We start from the raw sequence: 15,653 nt of genomic DNA, 5'->3' as shown, positions 1-15,653 counted from the left end.
CGCGGATGGATTTGGCCACGGTACTGGACATTGCCATCGGCCTGGCGACGCTGCTGGGCATGGTGGGTAGTGCGGCCGGTGCCGCGTGGTTGTTCTTCCGCAAACGGCTGTCGCACTGGTGGTCGCCGTACCGGGCGGGGATCGAGGCCATGCAGGAAGTCCCGGCGATGCGGCGCAGCATCGACGCGGGGCGGCAGGAGATCGAGCAGGTCCGGGCCAGCATGGGGATGCTGACCATGACGGTACGCGCCCGTGGCGACGCCAACGTGGATGCGGCCGAGTTTGAGTGTGGCCCCGATGGGGCCAACACCTACGTGAATCAGACCTATGCCCGCTGGCTGGGTGTCGGAAAGGCCGAGCTGACTGGCTGGGGCTGGATCAACTTCATTGCCCCCGAGGACCGCGACATAGTGCGCGCTGAGTGGGCGAGCTGCCGCGCCGAGCATCGTCCCTACCGGATCCGGCATTCCATGGTCGATTCCGATGGCGTGCGCTTTCGCGTCGAAACCCTGGCCACGCCGATTCCCGACGCGCCGCCGGCCCAGCAGTGGATTGGCGTCATGCGGAGGATCGACGGATGAGCAAGAAGCGCACCGGGGCGGTTGCCTCGCTGGTCGTCGTTCTGGCGGTCGCGCCGTTCGTGGCGCTGAAAGAGGGCGTGGTGTTGCCGCGCTACATGGACCCGGTGGGCATCCCCACGGTCTGCGCGGGCGAGACCGACCACGAGGTCGTCAACTACCGCGACCGCTTCAGCCGGGACGAGTGTATCGCGGTGCTGGGCGCCAGCCTCTACCAGCACGCGCTGGAACTGGACAAGTGCATCACCAAGCCGCTGGCCATCGGTGAGGCCAAGGCCGTGCTGTCGTGGTCCTACAACGTCGGCACGGGCGCCGCGTGCAAGTCCACGTTGATGCGCCTACTGAACCAAGGGGCGCCTGCCGCCGAGTGGTGCAAGCAACTGCTGCGGTGGGACAAGGCCAAGGGCAAGCGCCTGCTGGGCCTAACGATCCGCCGCAAGGAGGAATACGCCATGTGCATCGGGGCGACGCCATGAACCTGGACCCCATCCGTCCGTACCTGGACCTGATTCGCACCGGGCTGTTCGTTGCCGTCGTGTTCGGCGCCTACGCCACCGGCTGCAGCAACGAGCGAAAGAGCAACGAAGCCGAGAGGGCGCTGGCCAAGAGCCGGATCACCTCGCTGGAAACCAGCCTGTCCGACCACATCGCGCTCTACGACCGGATGAACGCGAAGGCCACGAAGGAAAAGCAGGCCGCAGAGGATCAGGCCAAGCGCGCCGAGGAAGCCCTGAAGGTCGCACGCAAGGCCGAGGACGAGTACCAAACCCGGCTGGCCATGATCCAGCGCGACCTGGACAAGTCCATGCGCGACCCCAAGTGTGCCGAGCAACTGAGGGCGAAGCTATGCACCGTTTTGCGGTAATCGCGTGTCTGCTGCTGGCGGGCTGCGCAACCTGCCCGATTCCCAAGCCGCCGGAAGTGGTGGAGGTCGTCGTGACCAAGACCGTGCCGGTGGATCCGAAGCTGGCGCGCGACTGCGACCGACCGGCCAAGCGTGACGACACCGTGGGCGAAGCGGCGCGGCTGGCCAATGCCCGAGACGAGTCCCTGGCCGAGTGCAACAAGCGGCTGAAGGCGATACGCGAGCTGGCCCCATGAAATCCCGCGTCCCGCTGTGGGGCAACCCGCAGAAGTCGGTGGAAGTCGAGCAGGGCGCGACCAAGGGCGCGACCATTGGGGTCAACGTGTACGACGCGGACGGCAATCTGTGGCGCGAGCCCGCGCCCGCCGCAGCCTCCACCGGCTACCCGGTGACGGTGTGGGACAAACTGCAGAGCGTGCCGGCCAACGTGCGCGCGGTGGCGGCACTGGCCACGGATGGCTTCGTGCGCAAGGCCGACGCCACCTGGACGGCTTCGCCCATCGTCAACGCCGACTTGGCGGGCGCCGATACGGACGGGCTGGGCGAAGGCGCAACCAACCTCTACTACACCGCCGAACGCGCACAGGACGCGGTAGGCGCGGCGATTGCGGCGGGCACGGGCGACGGCGCGTCGCTGGCCTATGACGACGCTGGCAACGCGATCAACGTCACCAACACCGACAAGGGATCGGTGGCGCGGGCGGCGCATGAGGCGGCGGCCGACCCCCACCCGCAGTACACCACGGCCGCCGAGGCGCAGGCTATTGCAGACGCCAAGGTGCAGGACACCATCACCGACGGCGTGACGGACAAAGCGCCGTCACAGAACGCGGTGTTTGATGCGCTGGCCGATAGAATGCGGCTCGGCTCTGCCTATTACAAGCAGACGATTGACAGCACGCAATGGCGACTTGAGACAGTGGCGTCGCCTTTCGATAAGGCCATTCGTTTTGATGCTGGGGTGGGGTTCAATCCAGCGAACGGCGCAATTTTTGAGCTTTGCGGCATCAATCACTCCGGCGCGGGGCGGGCGCGAATGCTCGCGCCAGCCGGGGCAGATATTATCTTCGCCGCTGGCTCGCATGGGTTCTACTGCGGGAACAATCAAGTCGGATTTCGACCGGCTGCTGACAGCGTTAGCCGCTTAGGCAACGCAACCTATCAGTGGTCGCAGGTCCATGCGAAAGACTACCGCGTCAATGATATTCAAGTCGTTGGCGCACGCAATACCGGATGGTCGGCCATGACCGGCACCGGCTCCAAGGCCAGCATTGCAGCCGCAGCAGCGGGCACCGCGTCGGCGGCGTATGTGCAGGCCGAACTACAGGCTGCGCTTAACCGCATCGCGGCCCTTGAGGCGCGGCTGAAGGCACTTGATGACGCCCTATTCACTCACGGACTGATTGGCACCTGATGGCTACCAAGACACAACGCATCAAGGCAGTGGCGGATGCGCTGCTGAACACGACCGCGACCAACGCGAAGATTGACCGGCTGGGGCGGGCACTGGCGGCCCGTATGGGGCGGATTGAGGAATACGAAGCCGCAGACGCGGCAGGCAAGGCGTCGATTGCCGTGGAGGAACTGCGCCGGCACTTGGTTGGCATGGTGCGCGAGTACGACGAAATCATGGCGGCCCGTGCAGCGAATGGCGCTGACGCCGAGTTTGCCGAGACACATTAAGGGGGCTGCATGGGCATCCGTCAATTTGACTACACCGCACTCGGCGAGGCGTTGCCTCGCGTGCTGGATCGAGCCTATTCCGCGACATGAGCCTGGAGTCGCTGGTGACGTACAACGCGGACACGTCGGCCATTCGTTCCAGCATCGAGTCGATCATTGCCTGATCCGTAAAACCCCGCCCCACCCGTAGCAGCGCCAAGCGTTCCACGGCCCGCGCTCCGTAAAACTTTCGGGGCCAAGTGGCTGATTTTCGGGCTGTGGGCTGGGGACTTTTAATCCGCTGGTCGATGGTTCGAATCCATCACGACCCACCATCCAGCCTCACTCCACGATCACCGACGCGTTGCCGGAAAAGCTTTCCACGGTGATGCGACCTTCGCCTGCACCATAGCGGTGGCTGACGTTGGAGCCGGGGCCGTGCTTGGGACGCTGCACCTGGGCGCCACTGACGCGCAGGTCGCCGCTGAAGCTTTCGCCGGTGACGGTGGCCGAAACATCGCGTGGCAGGTTCAGCCGCACGTCGCCGCTAAGCGTGTCCACGGCGATTTCGCCGCCGCGGGCCAGGGCGGTGGACACGGTCAGGTCGCCGGACACCGAAGAACCGCTCAGCTTGCGCACCGGGTTCTCGCGGTTGTTGCTGATGGTGATGTCGCCGGACACGCTGTTGAACTCCACCTCGCCATCGAAGCGGCCGCGCAGCGCGATGTCGCCGCTGACGGTGTCGATGGCGGCATCGGCGGTGTTGATGGTCAGCTGCTGGTTGCCGCTGACGGTGTTGACTTCGGCCTTGCGCGGCGCGCCAATCACGACGACGTCGCCGCTCACCGAATCCGCCGACAACTTTCCGGCGGCCGTGCCCTGCACGTCGATGTCGGCCGAGACTGCTTCGATGTCCAGGTTGGCGCGGCGCGGTACCGTCAGGCGCAGCTCGGTGGGCTCGCTGTTATTGCCATTCATGCCGAAGCGCTTCGGGTACTTCACGCGCACGGCCAGTTTGTTGCGGTCACCTTCGATGGCCAGCCGCTCGACGCCATTGCCGAGGCTGCCTTCGATCTTCACTTCGTCACGGTCCCAGACGCGCACGTCGATGCGGCCCTTGAGGTTTTCGATCTCGACCTCGCCCGTGGACGACAGCGGGCGGGTTTCGTTGATGGGGGTGGCGGCCAGCGCCGGCAGGGCGAGCGACAAGACCGCGGCGAGGGTGGGAATGGCAAGGCGGGACATGGGGAGTTCCTCCGTCAGGCGAGGGGGAGCCGCATCAGGTCGAGGCGGCGTTGGTAGGTGCGACGCAGCTGTTCGAGCAGTCGCGTGGAGTCGGGGGCTTGGCGCAGCGCGGCGAGGATCAGCTCGGCGCTCTGGTCCAGGGTGCGCAGGGAGGGGTTGGGCGCACTGGCGCCCGGTTGGGTTTCCAGCTCGCGGAAGGCGCCTTCGTACTGCAGTCGCAGGCCTTCGGCTTCGGCGAGGGCGAGCGGGGTGTCGGCGGTGACGTGCGGCTCGCCGCGCGCGTTGGCGTCATGGTGCGCGATCGTCGCGCCGGCGGCTTCGGGCGCGATGGCGAGCGTCGGGGTCCCATGGGCCCGCCCATCCGCTGAGGGGCCGCCATGGCGCAGCAGGCCCAGCGTCCCGACCGCCACCAGCACGCTGGCGGCAAGCGCCACGGGCAGGCGGCTGCGGCGCAGCCATGCAGCGCGAGACGCGACAGGGGGGGCGGAGGCAAATGCCAACGGGGCGGCCTTATCCGTGCGCGCGCTCAATCGAGCGGCGATGCCGGGCCACAGGTCCGCGGCAGGGGCCTCGTCCTCGCGCAGGGCCCGCAACTGCCAACGCAGCGCGTCGGGCAGGTCGGGGGTGTCGGGGGTGTCGTAGTTGTCGTGGTTCATGCGGGTTCTCCCAAACGCGCGCGGAGCAGGCCGCGCGCGCGGTGCAGCTGGGCCTTGGAGCTGCCGACGGCCATGTCCAGCTCTGCGGCGATTTCCTCGTGTTTCCAGCCTTCGATGTCGTACAGCACCAGCACCGCCCGGGCGCGGGGCGGCAGGCTGGCGACGGCGCGGCCAAGATCCATCGACAGCGCGGTGGTATGGCCGGCCGAATCCGGGTGGCCGAAGGTCTCCAGTGCTTCTTCGTCGTCTTCCAGCGGGCGGCTGCGGCGACTGCGCAGCTCCATCAAAGCGGTGTTGACCGCCAGCCGGTGCAGCCAGGTGGTGAAGGCGGCTTCAAAGCGGAACGCGGGCAGGGCCTGCCAGGCGCGGACGAAGGCTTCCTGGGTCAGGTCGTCGGCGCGGGCGCCGTGGCCGCCCACCAGCCGCGCGATGACGCCGTGGACCCGGCCCACGTGACGCCGGTACAGCGTCTCGAAGGCGCGGGTCTCGCCGTGCGCCGCTGCGGCGACCAGTGGGCGGTCGTCGTCGGTCCCGGCGGGGGCCGGGGGGGCATCGGGCGGGACGGTGCTCATGGCGTTCAGCATGACACCATGGATGCGGGGAGGGCCCGCAGGGTTTAAGCCGGCCTCAGGCCGCGTCGAACAGGTGCTGCAGGACGGCCTCGCCGTAGCGATCCAGCTTGCTGCTGCCCACGCCGGCGATGGTGGACAGCTCGTCCAGGTCGCCCGGGTCGGCTTCGGCAATCGCGCGCAGGGTGCTGTCGTGGAAGATCACGTAGGCCGGGACGTTCTGTTCGCGCGCGGTGGTCGCCCGCCATTCGCGCAGCGCGTTGAAGCGCACCAGCGTGTCCGGCGCCAGGTCGGCCAGCGAGGCGGCCACCGTGTCACCGGCACGCTTGCGGCGGTTGGGACGGGGCGGTTCGGCGCGCAGTCGTACCTCGCGCTCGCCTTTCAGCACCGGGCCACTGGCGGCGGTGAAACGCAACGCCCCGAACCGCTCGACGTCGGCCTCGAGGATGCCGTGGGCGACCAGTTGGCGGAACACACTGCGCCAGGTGCGCTCGTCCAGGTCGCGGCCCACTCCGAACACCGTGAGCGCGTCGTGGCCGTACTGCCGCACCTTGTCCGCATTTTCGCCGCGGAGGACGTCGACCAGATGCGCCACGCCGAAGCGCTGGCCGGTGCGGTACACGCACGACAACGCCTTGCGCGCGGCCTCGGTGCCGTCCCAGCTCTGCGGCGGGTTCAGGCAGTTGTCGCAGTTGCCGCACTGGCCGGGGTGCGCCTCGCCGAACCAGCCCACCAGGGCCTGATGGCGGCAGGCCGTGGATTCGCAGTAGCCCAGCAGTGCGTCGAGCTTGCCCAGCTCCAGCCGCTTGCGCTCTTCGCTGGCCTCGGACTGCACGATCAACTGGCGCAGGCTGACCATGTCGCCCAGTCCGTAGCACAGCCAGGCTTCCGAGGGTCCGCCGTCGCGGCCCGCGCGGCCGGTCTCCTGGTAGTAGCCCTCGATCGACTTGGGCAGGTCCACGTGGGCCACGAAGCGCACGTCCGGCTTGTCGATGCCCATGCCGAAGGCGATGGTGGCCACCATCACGATGCCGTCTTCCTGCAGGAACCGGCGCTGGTTGGCGGCCCGCGTGGCCGCGTCCATGCCGGCGTGGTAGGCGAGGGCCTTGATGCCGGCGATGACGAGTTGTTCGGCCACCTGCTCCACGCGCTTGCGGGAGAAGGCGTAGACCACCCCGCTCTCGCCGCGGTGCTCGGAAAGGAAGTCCAGCAACTGGCGCTTGCCGTCGTCCTTGGTCACCACCCGGTAGCGGATGTTGGGGCGGTCAAAGGAGCTGACGAACGTGCGCGCATCTTCCAGCGCCAGTCGCTCCACGATTTCTCGCCGGGTGGGGGCATCGGCGGTGGCGGTCAGGGCGATGCGGGGCACGTCCGGCCAGCGCTCGTGCAGTACGGTCAGCTGGCGGTACTCGGGCCGGAAATCGTGGCCCCACTGCGAGACGCAGTGCGCCTCGTCGATGGCGAACAGCGCGATCTTCGCGCGGTCCAGCAACGCCTGGCAGCGCGGGGTCAGCAGCCGTTCTGGGGCCACGTAGAGCATGTCCAGCTCGCCGGCCAGCAACCGGCGCTCGACCTCGGCGGACGTGGCCGCGTCGAGCGTGGAATTGAGCACGGCGGCCTTCACGCCCAGCTGGCGCAGCGACTCCACCTGGTCCTGCATCAGCGCAATCAGTGGCGAAACGACAATCCCGCAACCTTCGCGAAGCAGCGACGGGATCTGGTAGCACAACGACTTGCCGCCGCCGGTGGGCATCAACACAAGCGCATCGCCGCCCCCGGCCACGTGGCGGACGATCTCCCCCTGCTCCCCGCGGAACGCGGGGTAGCCGAACACGGTGTTGAGGGTCTGCAGCGCACGATCGTCGGTCATGCGTACAGGGTACCAAGCGGGTCAAGTGGGCCGATCGGGGAGTGCCTTCAAATCGGGTAGGAATTTGCCTTCTGGGGACGGCCGGCTCGTATGCTCCTGCGTTTCGAAGCCTGTAAGGGCGTTGAGTCAGGCGGGTGGCGATGGCCAAGTTGCGAAAAGCGGCCATGGATGGCCCGCGGCCCCGACGCCGCGCAGGAGGCGCGGACGGAGGGGAGCAGCAATATGGCCATCGCCACCCTCCGTCCCTGACCCCAGTCACTGCAACAGCGACCTCAGCATCCACGCATACTTCTCATGCGTCTGCAGGCGCTGCGTCATCAGGTCCACGGTCGGGTCGTCGCCCGCGTCGTCGGCGCCCTTGAGCACCTTGCGTGCCGTGCGGCACACCGCCTCGTTGCCGACCACCAGCTGGCGCACCATCTCGCGCCAGTCCGCGGCGTCCGTCAGCCCCGGCTCCTCGGGGATCGAACTGAGACGGATGAACTCGTGATACGACCCGGGTGCGTTGAACCCCAGTGCGCGGATGCGCTCGGCCACGTCATCCAGGGCGGTCCACTGCTCGGTGTACTGGGTCTCGAACATCACGTGCAGGGCGTTGAACATCGGCCCGGTGACGTTCCAGTGGAAGTTGTGAGTCTTCAGGTACAACGTGAACGCATCCGACAGGAAGGCCGCGAGCCCCTCGGCAACCTTCTTGCGATCGCCGGTGCTGATCCCGATATCGATGGCCGGTGCGCTCGAGCCGGGCGCCGGCGAGGCCGCGGGCGTCGTCTTGGATTTGCCCGGTTTGGTCTTGGTCTTGGACATCGCGATTCTCCTTTCCAGCGTGGATACGGTGACAATAGGCGCTTGGCCTCGCGCCGTGAAATGCTTCTTTTCTCTCGTTCCGATCAATGAATCCTATCGACCCGAATGCTAGCGCCGCGTTACGCCAGGCCCGGCACGCCATCGACGGCGCGCTGAGCCGCGACCGTGGCCGCCTGCACGGGCTGTGGTCGCGCTGGAGCACCAAGCCCGCCGACGCCAAGGCCCGGGAGGCCTTCGAGCACGCGCTGGCGGCATCAGTGGCGCAGCGCGAGGCGCGGGCCGCCGCGCTGCCGCACGCGCCAGTGGACCCCGGCCTGCCCATTGCCGGCGAGGCGGACCGGATTGTCGCGCTGATCCGTGAACACCCCGTGGTCGTGATCGCCGGCGAAACCGGCTCGGGCAAGACCACGCAATTGCCGAAGTTGTGCCTGGCAGCGGGGCGAGGGCAGGCCGGCATGATCGGCTGCACCCAGCCGCGTCGCATCGCCGCGCGCGCGGTGGCCCGGCGCGTGGCGGAAGAGCTGCAGACGCCGTTGGGCGGCGCGGTCGGCTACCAGGTGCGCTTCAACGAGAACGTGGGTGAGAACACCGCGATCAAGTTCATGACCGACGGCATCCTGCTGGCCGAAATCCAATCCGACCGCTGGCTGTCGCGCTACGACACGTTGCTGATCGACGAGGCGCACGAGCGCAGCCTCAACATCGACTTCCTGCTGGGCTATCTCAAGCAACTGCTGCAAAAACGCCGCGACCTGAAGGTCATCGTCACCTCCGCCACCATCGACACCGAGCGGTTCGCCGCGCACTTCGGTGATGCACCGGTGGTCAATGTCGAGGGCCGCAGCTATCCGGTGAGCGTGCGCTATCGCCCGCTTGAAGGCGCGTTGGTGGAGGGTGCTCCGGGCGTTGACGCCGCGCGCGCGCCCCGACCGGGCGCGCGCGGTCGCACGGAGGCCGAGCGCGACGGCGGGATGACCGTCACGGATGGCATCGTGGCCGCCTGCGACGAGATCACCCGCGAAGACCCGCGTGGCGATGTCTTGATATTCCTGGCGGGCGAGCGCGAGATCCGCGATGCCCACCAGGCCCTGGAGCGGCGCAAGTACCGTGAAACCGAGGTGCTGCCGCTGTATGCGCGGCTGTCGGTGCGCGACCAGGATCGGGTGTTCAACCCGGGGGTGAAGCGCCGCATCGTGCTGGCAACCAACGTGGCCGAGACCTCGCTGACGGTGCCGCGCATCCGCTACGTGGTCGACCCGGGTTTGGCGCGGGTAAAGCGCTACAGTCCGCGCGGCAAGCTCGACCGTCTGCATGTGGAGGACATCAGCCAGGCCAGCGCCGACCAGCGCAAGGGCCGCTGTGGACGTGTCGCGGAGGGCACCTGCTTCCGTTTGTATTCGGCGGTGGATTTCGAGTCGCGGCCGCGCTTCACCGACCCTGAAATCCGCCGTTCGGCCCTGGCCGGGGTGATCCTGCGCATGCTCTCGCTGGGCCTGGGCCGGATCGAGGATTTTCCGTTCCTGGAGCCTCCCGACCCGCGCGCGGTTGCCGACGGTTGGCAGCAACTCTCGGAACTGGGTGCGGTAGACGAGTCGCGCCGGCTGACGCCCACGGGCAAGTTGATGGCGCGCCTGCCGGTGGACGTAAAGTTGTCACGCATGCTGGTGGCGGCCAACGCGCACGGTTGCCTGCGCGAAATGCTGGCGATCACTTCGTTCCTCGGCATCCAGGATCCGCGTGAGCGTCCGGCGGACCAGCGGGCGGCAGCGGACAACGCACACGCCGAGTTCGCCGATCCGCGATCGGAGTTCGTCGGCATCCTCAAGCTGTGGGACGCGTACCAGACCGCGCACGAAGAGCTGACCCAGTCGAAACTGCGTGCGTGGTGCGAGAAGCACTTCCTCGGTTTCCTGCGCATGCGCGAATGGCGCGAATTGCATCGTCAGCTGAAGCTGATGTGCGAGGAGTTGGGGTGGGCCAGCCAACACGCCCCTGCGTCGACCGTTCACGCGCCGGGCGAGTCGTTGGACTTGGCGGGCTACGCGACGCTTCATCGGGCCCTGATTGCCGGTTTGCCGACGCAGATCGGCCAGCGGGGCGACAAGGGCCTCTACGACGGCCCGCGTGGCCGCAAGTTCCAGTTGTTCCCGGGCTCGCCGCTCGCGCGCAAGCCCCCGCCCTGGGTGTTGTCCGCCACGCTGCTCGACACCGAGCGGGTCTGGTCGCTGACCAACGCGGCGATCGAGCCGGATTGGGTCATCCAGGAGTTGCCGCACCTGCTCTCGCGGCGCCACCACGACCCGCGCTGGGCGCGCTCGCAGGGCCGTGTGGTGGGCAGTGAGCAGGTCAGCCTGTTCGGCCTGGTGCTGGCGCCGAAGCGACCGGTGCACTACGGCGCGCTGTATCCGGAGGAAAGCCGCGAGATCTTCGCCCGCGACGCATTGGTGACCGGTGAGATCAACACCCGTTGTGCCTTCTTGCCGCGCAACCTGGCCGTGCTGGCCAAGGCGCAGCAGGAAGAGGCCAAGCAGCGCCGGACCGGGCTGGTGGTGGACGACGAGTGGATGGTGCGCTGGTACCTCGACCGGCTGCCGGCGCACGTGCACAACGCGCAGGCGCTGGATGCGTGGTACGGAAAGCTGGCCGCCGCCGAGACGTCTGCGCTGGAGTGGTCGCGCGCAGACCTGCTGGTGGGCGACGAAAGCGAGGCCTCGCGGTTTCCGCCGTACCTGCCGCTGGGCGGGTCGCGGCTGGCGGTGTCCTATCGGTTCGAGCCAGGGGCCCCGGACGATGGCATGACCGTGGCCGTGCCCTTGCACCTGCTCAACGCGCTGGATCCCACGCGGCTCTCCTGGCTGGCACCGGGCTTCGTCGCCGAGAAGTCGGCGGCGCTGATCAAGTCGCTGCCCAAGGCCCTGCGACGCAACTTCGTGCCTGCGCCGGACTTCGCCAAGGCCTTCCACGAAGCGCACGCCGAGTGGAAGCAGGGCGTGCCGCCGGAGCCGGACACGTTGACCGGCGCGTTGGCCCGCTTCCTGAAGCGTCTCACCGGCGTCGCGGTGGCGGCGGTGGACTTCGACGAGACGACGCTGGAACCGCACCTTCACGCCAACCTGCGCCTGCTGGACCGGGACGGCCGCAAGGTGTTGGCCGAATCGCGGGATCTGGCGGAGCTGCGCAGCCGATTCGGAGAGCGCGCCGCGGCCGCGTTTGCTGCACGTGCGGCCGAAGGGCTCGCCCAACAGGGGCTGACCACGTTCCCGGAAACACCGATACCCGATTCCGTGCCGGGCGCGGGCGGCGTGCCGGCGTACCCGGCGCTGCAGGACGACGGCGAGACCGTGTCGCTGCGGGTGCATGCCGAACAGGTGGTCGCACGGCGCCTGCACCCGGAGGGCGTCCGTCGGCTGCTGGCGATTGCGCTCGCTGACAAGGTCAAGCAGGCGCGCAAGCAACTGCCGGTATCCGCCAAGACGGGGCTGTTGTATGCCGCGATCGAGTCGGCAGGGGTCAAGCCTTCCGGCGATGCCAAGCGCGAGGGAGACCGCCTGCGCGTCGATCTGGTCGACGGCGCATTGGCGTCACTCATGGCCGAGGGGGCTGCCGACGTGCGCGACGCCGCCGCCTTCGCGACGCTGCGCGAGCGCATTGGCAAGCAATTGTTTCCCGAAGCAATGGAGCGCTTGCGTCAGGCCGAGGCCATCCTCGCGGCCGTGGCGGAGGCCCGGGCGAAGCTCGAGTCGCCGCTCATGGGCTGGGCCAGCGGCAACCTCGACGACATGCGTGCGCACCTGGCCACGCTGACGCCGCCGGGCTTCCTGCGCGACGTGCCTGCCGAGGCGTTGCGCGAGTACCCGCGGTACCTGAAGGCATTGGCGCTGCGCGGAGAACGTGCGCTGCGGGACCCGACCCGCGACCAGGCACGCATGCTGGAACTCAAGCCATTCGCCGAAGCGCTGGCCGGCGCCGTGCAACAGGGGCGCGCGGGCGACCCCGGCTGGCAAGCATTGCGCTGGGACTTGGAAGAGCTGCGCGTCTCGCTGTTCGCGCAGGAACTCGGCACGAAGGGTGGCGTCTCGCCCAAGAAACTCGCCACCCGGCTCGCACAGCTCGCCGCTTGAGCGGCGGTGCCGGATTTACTTGACCTGGCGCACCTTGGCCTTGACCGGGTGGCCATCGACTTCCATGTACCAGCCGCTGATCAGACCGGGGCGCAAGGTCACCGAAGGATTGGCGACGGGGCGCACGCTGTAGCTGCCCTCCGTCACCTGCCAGCGGTCGCCATTGGCCAGGGTGAAGACGGTGCCCGTGCTCCAGCCGCGGAATTCGCCGGTGATCGCCGAACGCACCGGCTCCTGCTCGCGGTCCGGGGCGGTGGCGCGCCGCACCACCGTTGCCTGGTCGTCACGTAGCAGGCGGTTGAGCGTGGCGAGTTCTTCCGCGCTCAGGCGGTGCAGGCCGGCGGCATGGAACTGCTCGACGTTGAATCGGGTCTCGACCGGCACGTAACGGTCTTTCGCGCCGGCGGGCAGTGCGGCGAACGCGGAGAGTGCCAGGGCGGCGGCGAGGCGGGACAGGGTCATGTCGGCTCCAGGAACGGGTTGATTTACTTGATGCGGCGTACCTTCGCGCGTGTGCCGTACTTGCCCACCTGCATGTACCAGGCGTTGCCGACCACGCTTGGCGTGATCTTCACCTCGGGATCGGCGAGGCGCACGCCGGCCAACGAAGCGGCATCCACCTGCTCCCACTCCTGTCCATTGGCAAGCACATAGCGGCGCCCTTGGGCGAACCCGCGGAATTCACCGTTGTAGCGGCTGACGATGGGTTCGCTGGAGCCGAAGCTCAAGAAGCCGCGGCTGTCGTCTTCGACCTTCTTCTTCGCTTGCGCGGCCGCCTTTTGCGTTTCCACCACCAAGGTGCGGTTGAGCCAGGCATTGAGGTTGGCCAACTGCTCCGGGGTGAGCCGGTCAAGGCCTGCAGCGCGGAACTGCTCCGGTGTCATCTGCTGTTCGATGCGCGGGGCGACCGGGATGTCCTGAGCGCGGACATCCATGGGCCATGCGGCACCCAGCGCCAAGCACGCGACAATGGCAAGCACGGGCGCTCGCAGGGAATTGGACACATGCATTGGCTGTTCCTCCGGTCGGTTGCGGGCTAGTGTAGACAAGCTTGAAGCAGGAATTTGAACCGCGTCGCGATGAATGCCGTCCCCCACGCCCTCGACCCTCTGCTGACCTCTGACGCGGCCGCGGCGCTCACGCCCGAGGTGCGGACCGCGCTGCGGGAGGCCGCGGCACGCCCCGGAGCTGAGGAGGGCGCCCGGGATCCGGTCGACGTGGTGGCCACGATGCTGGATGCGCTCGCCAAGCTCGATGCCGACAGCGATACCGTCGCCGCCGCGTTGCTGCGCAATTACCCCGGTCTGCTGGCGGCGCTGGGCCCGGGGTTCGAGGCGGCACACCCGCCCATTGCCGTGCTGCTCGAAGGCCAGGCCGCGGCCGCGCATGTGCGCACGCTGCATGCCGAGCGCGCCAGTGGCGGTGGCAGCGAGGGCCTGCGGCGCTTGTTGCTGGCCATCGTGCGCGACCTGCGCGTGGTGCCGATCCTGCTGGCACGCCAATTGGCGCGCATGCGCTTTGCGGGGCGCCTGCCCGACGCCGAGCGGCGCGCATTGGCGGCATTGACCCGTGACATCCATGCGCCGTTGGCCAACCGTCTGGGCATCTGGCAGCTGAAGTGGGAACTGGAAGACCTCGCGTTTCGTTACCTTGAGCCGCAGACATACCAGCGCATTGCCCGCCTGCTCGACGAGAAGCGCGCCGATCGCGAGCGCTTCATCCAGGACGTCATCCGCACGCTGCGCGAGGCGATGGCGGCACAGGGCATCCGTGCCGATGTCGCCGGCCGCCCCAAGCACATCTACAGCATCTGGAAGAAGATGCAGCGCAAGGACGTGCCCATCGGCGAGCTCTACGACCTGCGTGCGGTGCGCGTGATGGTGGACGACGTCGCGGCCTGCTACGCGGCGCTGGGCGTGGTGCACGCCACCTGGACGCCGATTCCCACCGAATTCGACGATTACATTGCCCGCCCCAAGAGCAACGACTACCGCTCGCTCCACACCGCCGTCATCGGGCCGGAAGGCAAGACGCTGGAAGTGCAGATCCGCACCTTCGACATGCACCGGCAGGCCGAACTGGGCGTGGCCGCGCACTGGAAGTACAAGGAATCCGGCAGCCAGGCCGCCGATGCGGCGTTCGACCGCAAGATCGCGTGGATGCGGCGCCTGCTGGATGCGTCCGGTGACAACGGGCGCGACGGCGATGACGCGCAGCTTGCGGAGGCGCTGGATACCGAACTGGTTGAGGACCGGGTTTATGTGATCACGCCCAAGGGCGAGGTCATCGACCTGCCAGCCGGGGCCACGCCGCTGGATTTTGCTTACCACGTGCACACCGAGGTCGGGCACCGGTGCCGCGGTGCCAAGGTCAACGGCCGGATCGTGCCGTTGGACCATGAACTGCGCAGCGGCGACCGGGTGGAAATTCTCACTGGCAAGGTCGCCGAGCCCCGGCGTGACTGGCTGGTGGTCGCCAACGGTTTCCTTGCCAGCAGCCGCTCGCGCGAAAAGGTGCGCACCTGGTTCCACAAGCTGGACAAGGCGCGCAACGAGCAGGCCGGTCGTGAACTGCTCGACAAGGAATTGCGTCGCTTGGGCCTGTTGGGCGCGGACCTGTCGCCCGCGCGGGAGCGGTTCAACCTTGGCAGCGACAGCGAGCTGTTGGTGCAGGTAGCGCTGGGTGACCTGGGGCCGCACCAGGTGGGCCGTGTGCTGCTGGAACACGAGCGTGCCGTCGCCCAGCCCACCACCGCCTCCGCGCCGACCGTCATGGTGTCCCGGCGCAAGGCAGCGCCGAGCAGTAGCGCATTTACCGTCGAAGGCGTCGGAAATCTGCTGGTCCAGCTGGCACGATGCTGCCAGCCGGTGCCCGGCGAGCCGATCGCCGGCTACCTCACGCGGGGGCGCGGCGTCAGCGTGCACCGTCCCGAATGTGCGGCCTTCCTGCGTCTGGCGGGCAAGGAGCCCCAGCGAGTGCTGCCGGTGGAATGGGCGCGCGCCGGGAGCCAGTACGAAGTGGATGTGGAAGTGGCCGCATTGGACCGCAAGTGGTTGCTCAAGGAAGTCAGCAACGTGATCGCGCAGGAAGACGCGCACGTGACCAGCATCCGCAGCGAACACGAGCGCAACGGCGCCCGCGTGCGCCTGCAGTTGCGGCTGCGCGTGCGCGACTACGGACAACTCTCCACCGTGCTGGGCAAACTGGCGGCGTTGCCGGGCGTGGAGCACGCGCGGCGTGGCTGAGCATCGACGTCGACTGCGGGGCAGGTCCCTGCGGG

15 protein-coding genes are annotated in these 15,653 nt (G+C 68.1%); 8 read left to right on the top strand and 7 right to left on the bottom strand.

The window, feature by feature from the left end; translation table 11 throughout:
* Window positions 1-5 precede the first annotated feature (5 nt).
* From ACYVBS_RS02270 to ACYVBS_RS02245, 6 genes are read left to right on the top strand one after another with little or no spacing between them, the layout of a single operon-like run.
* Window positions 6-581: a PAS domain-containing protein gene (locus ACYVBS_RS02270; protein WP_460821486.1), complete on the top strand. Its 576-nt coding sequence runs from the start codon at window positions 6-8 to the stop codon at window positions 579-581.
* Complete coding sequence (locus ACYVBS_RS02265; protein WP_460821485.1) at window positions 578-1,054, top strand: lysozyme; 477 nt, start codon at window positions 578-580, stop codon at window positions 1,052-1,054. Before ACYVBS_RS02270 ends, ACYVBS_RS02265 begins: the two co-directional genes overlap by 4 nt.
* Window positions 1,051-1,443, top strand: coding sequence for a hypothetical protein (locus tag ACYVBS_RS02260; RefSeq protein ID WP_460821484.1), 393 nt, complete (start codon window positions 1,051-1,053; stop codon window positions 1,441-1,443). The genes ACYVBS_RS02265 and ACYVBS_RS02260 overlap by 4 nt, the downstream gene beginning before the upstream one ends.
* The gene (gene lysC / locus ACYVBS_RS02255; protein WP_460821483.1) at window positions 1,425-1,679 is read left to right on the top strand and encodes an Rz1-like lysis system protein LysC; all 255 of its coding nucleotides are present in this window, start codon (window positions 1,425-1,427) and stop codon (window positions 1,677-1,679) included. The genes ACYVBS_RS02260 and lysC overlap by 19 nt, the downstream gene beginning before the upstream one ends.
* A complete protein-coding gene (locus ACYVBS_RS02250; protein ID WP_460821482.1) occupies window positions 1,676-2,857 on the top strand; it encodes a hypothetical protein in 1,182 nt (393 codons plus the stop codon). The genes lysC and ACYVBS_RS02250 overlap by 4 nt, the downstream gene beginning before the upstream one ends.
* Entirely contained in the window at window positions 2,857-3,126 is a 270-nt protein-coding gene (locus ACYVBS_RS02245) for a hypothetical protein (protein ID WP_460821480.1), read from the top strand. Before ACYVBS_RS02250 ends, ACYVBS_RS02245 begins: the two co-directional genes overlap by 1 nt.
* A gap of 321 nt (window positions 3,127-3,447) precedes the next feature.
* Here ACYVBS_RS02245 and ACYVBS_RS02240 read toward each other — a convergent pair whose 3' ends face one another.
* The 5 genes from ACYVBS_RS02240 to ACYVBS_RS02220 all read right to left on the bottom strand — a co-directional run bounded on the left by ACYVBS_RS02240 (window position 3,448) and on the right by ACYVBS_RS02220 (window position 8,252).
* Window positions 3,448-4,350, bottom strand: coding sequence for a DUF4097 family beta strand repeat-containing protein (locus tag ACYVBS_RS02240; protein WP_460821478.1), 903 nt, complete (start codon window positions 4,348-4,350; stop codon window positions 3,448-3,450).
* Between the two features lie 14 nt (window positions 4,351-4,364).
* On the bottom strand, window positions 4,365-5,006 hold the full coding sequence (locus ACYVBS_RS02235; RefSeq protein WP_460821477.1) for a hypothetical protein: 642 nt from the start codon (window positions 5,004-5,006) through the stop codon (window positions 4,365-4,367).
* Complete coding sequence (locus ACYVBS_RS02230) at window positions 5,003-5,578, bottom strand: RNA polymerase sigma factor (RefSeq protein ID WP_460821476.1); 576 nt, start codon at window positions 5,576-5,578, stop codon at window positions 5,003-5,005. The genes ACYVBS_RS02235 and ACYVBS_RS02230 overlap by 4 nt, the downstream gene beginning before the upstream one ends.
* A 55-nt stretch (window positions 5,579-5,633) precedes the next feature.
* Window positions 5,634-7,445, bottom strand: coding sequence for a DNA helicase RecQ (recQ, locus tag ACYVBS_RS02225; protein WP_460821474.1), 1,812 nt, complete (start codon window positions 7,443-7,445; stop codon window positions 5,634-5,636).
* 255 nt (window positions 7,446-7,700) lie between these two features.
* Window positions 7,701-8,252 carry a Dps family protein gene (locus tag ACYVBS_RS02220; protein ID WP_460821473.1) on the bottom strand — a complete coding sequence of 184 codons (552 nt, stop codon included), beginning with the start codon at window positions 8,250-8,252 and terminating at the stop codon, window positions 7,701-7,703.
* An 86-nt stretch (window positions 8,253-8,338) separates the two neighbouring features.
* On the opposite strand from ACYVBS_RS02220, the gene hrpA reads away from it, so the two are divergent.
* Window positions 8,339-12,373: an ATP-dependent RNA helicase HrpA gene (hrpA, locus tag ACYVBS_RS02215; protein ID WP_460821471.1), complete on the top strand. Its 4,035-nt coding sequence runs from the start codon at window positions 8,339-8,341 to the stop codon at window positions 12,371-12,373.
* A 15-nt stretch (window positions 12,374-12,388) separates the two neighbouring features.
* On the opposite strand, the gene ACYVBS_RS02210 is transcribed toward hrpA, so the two are convergent.
* Entirely contained in the window at window positions 12,389-12,835 is a 447-nt protein-coding gene (locus ACYVBS_RS02210; protein ID WP_460821469.1) for a hypothetical protein, read from the bottom strand.
* A gap of 23 nt (window positions 12,836-12,858) precedes the next feature.
* A complete protein-coding gene (locus tag ACYVBS_RS02205) occupies window positions 12,859-13,377 on the bottom strand; it encodes a hypothetical protein (RefSeq protein WP_460821620.1) in 519 nt (172 codons plus the stop codon).
* A 75-nt stretch (window positions 13,378-13,452) separates the two neighbouring features.
* Between ACYVBS_RS02205 and ACYVBS_RS02200 the strand changes: the two genes are divergently transcribed.
* On the top strand, window positions 13,453-15,618 hold the full coding sequence (locus ACYVBS_RS02200; RefSeq protein WP_460821467.1) for a RelA/SpoT family protein: 2,166 nt from the start codon (window positions 13,453-13,455) through the stop codon (window positions 15,616-15,618).
* The last annotated feature ends 35 nt before the right edge of the window (window positions 15,619-15,653 follow it).

It is taken from the genome of Lysobacter olei (assembly GCF_054777355.1).
The sequence above is the reverse complement of the archived record's forward strand: the minus strand, read 5'-3'. Positions and strand labels throughout refer to the sequence as shown.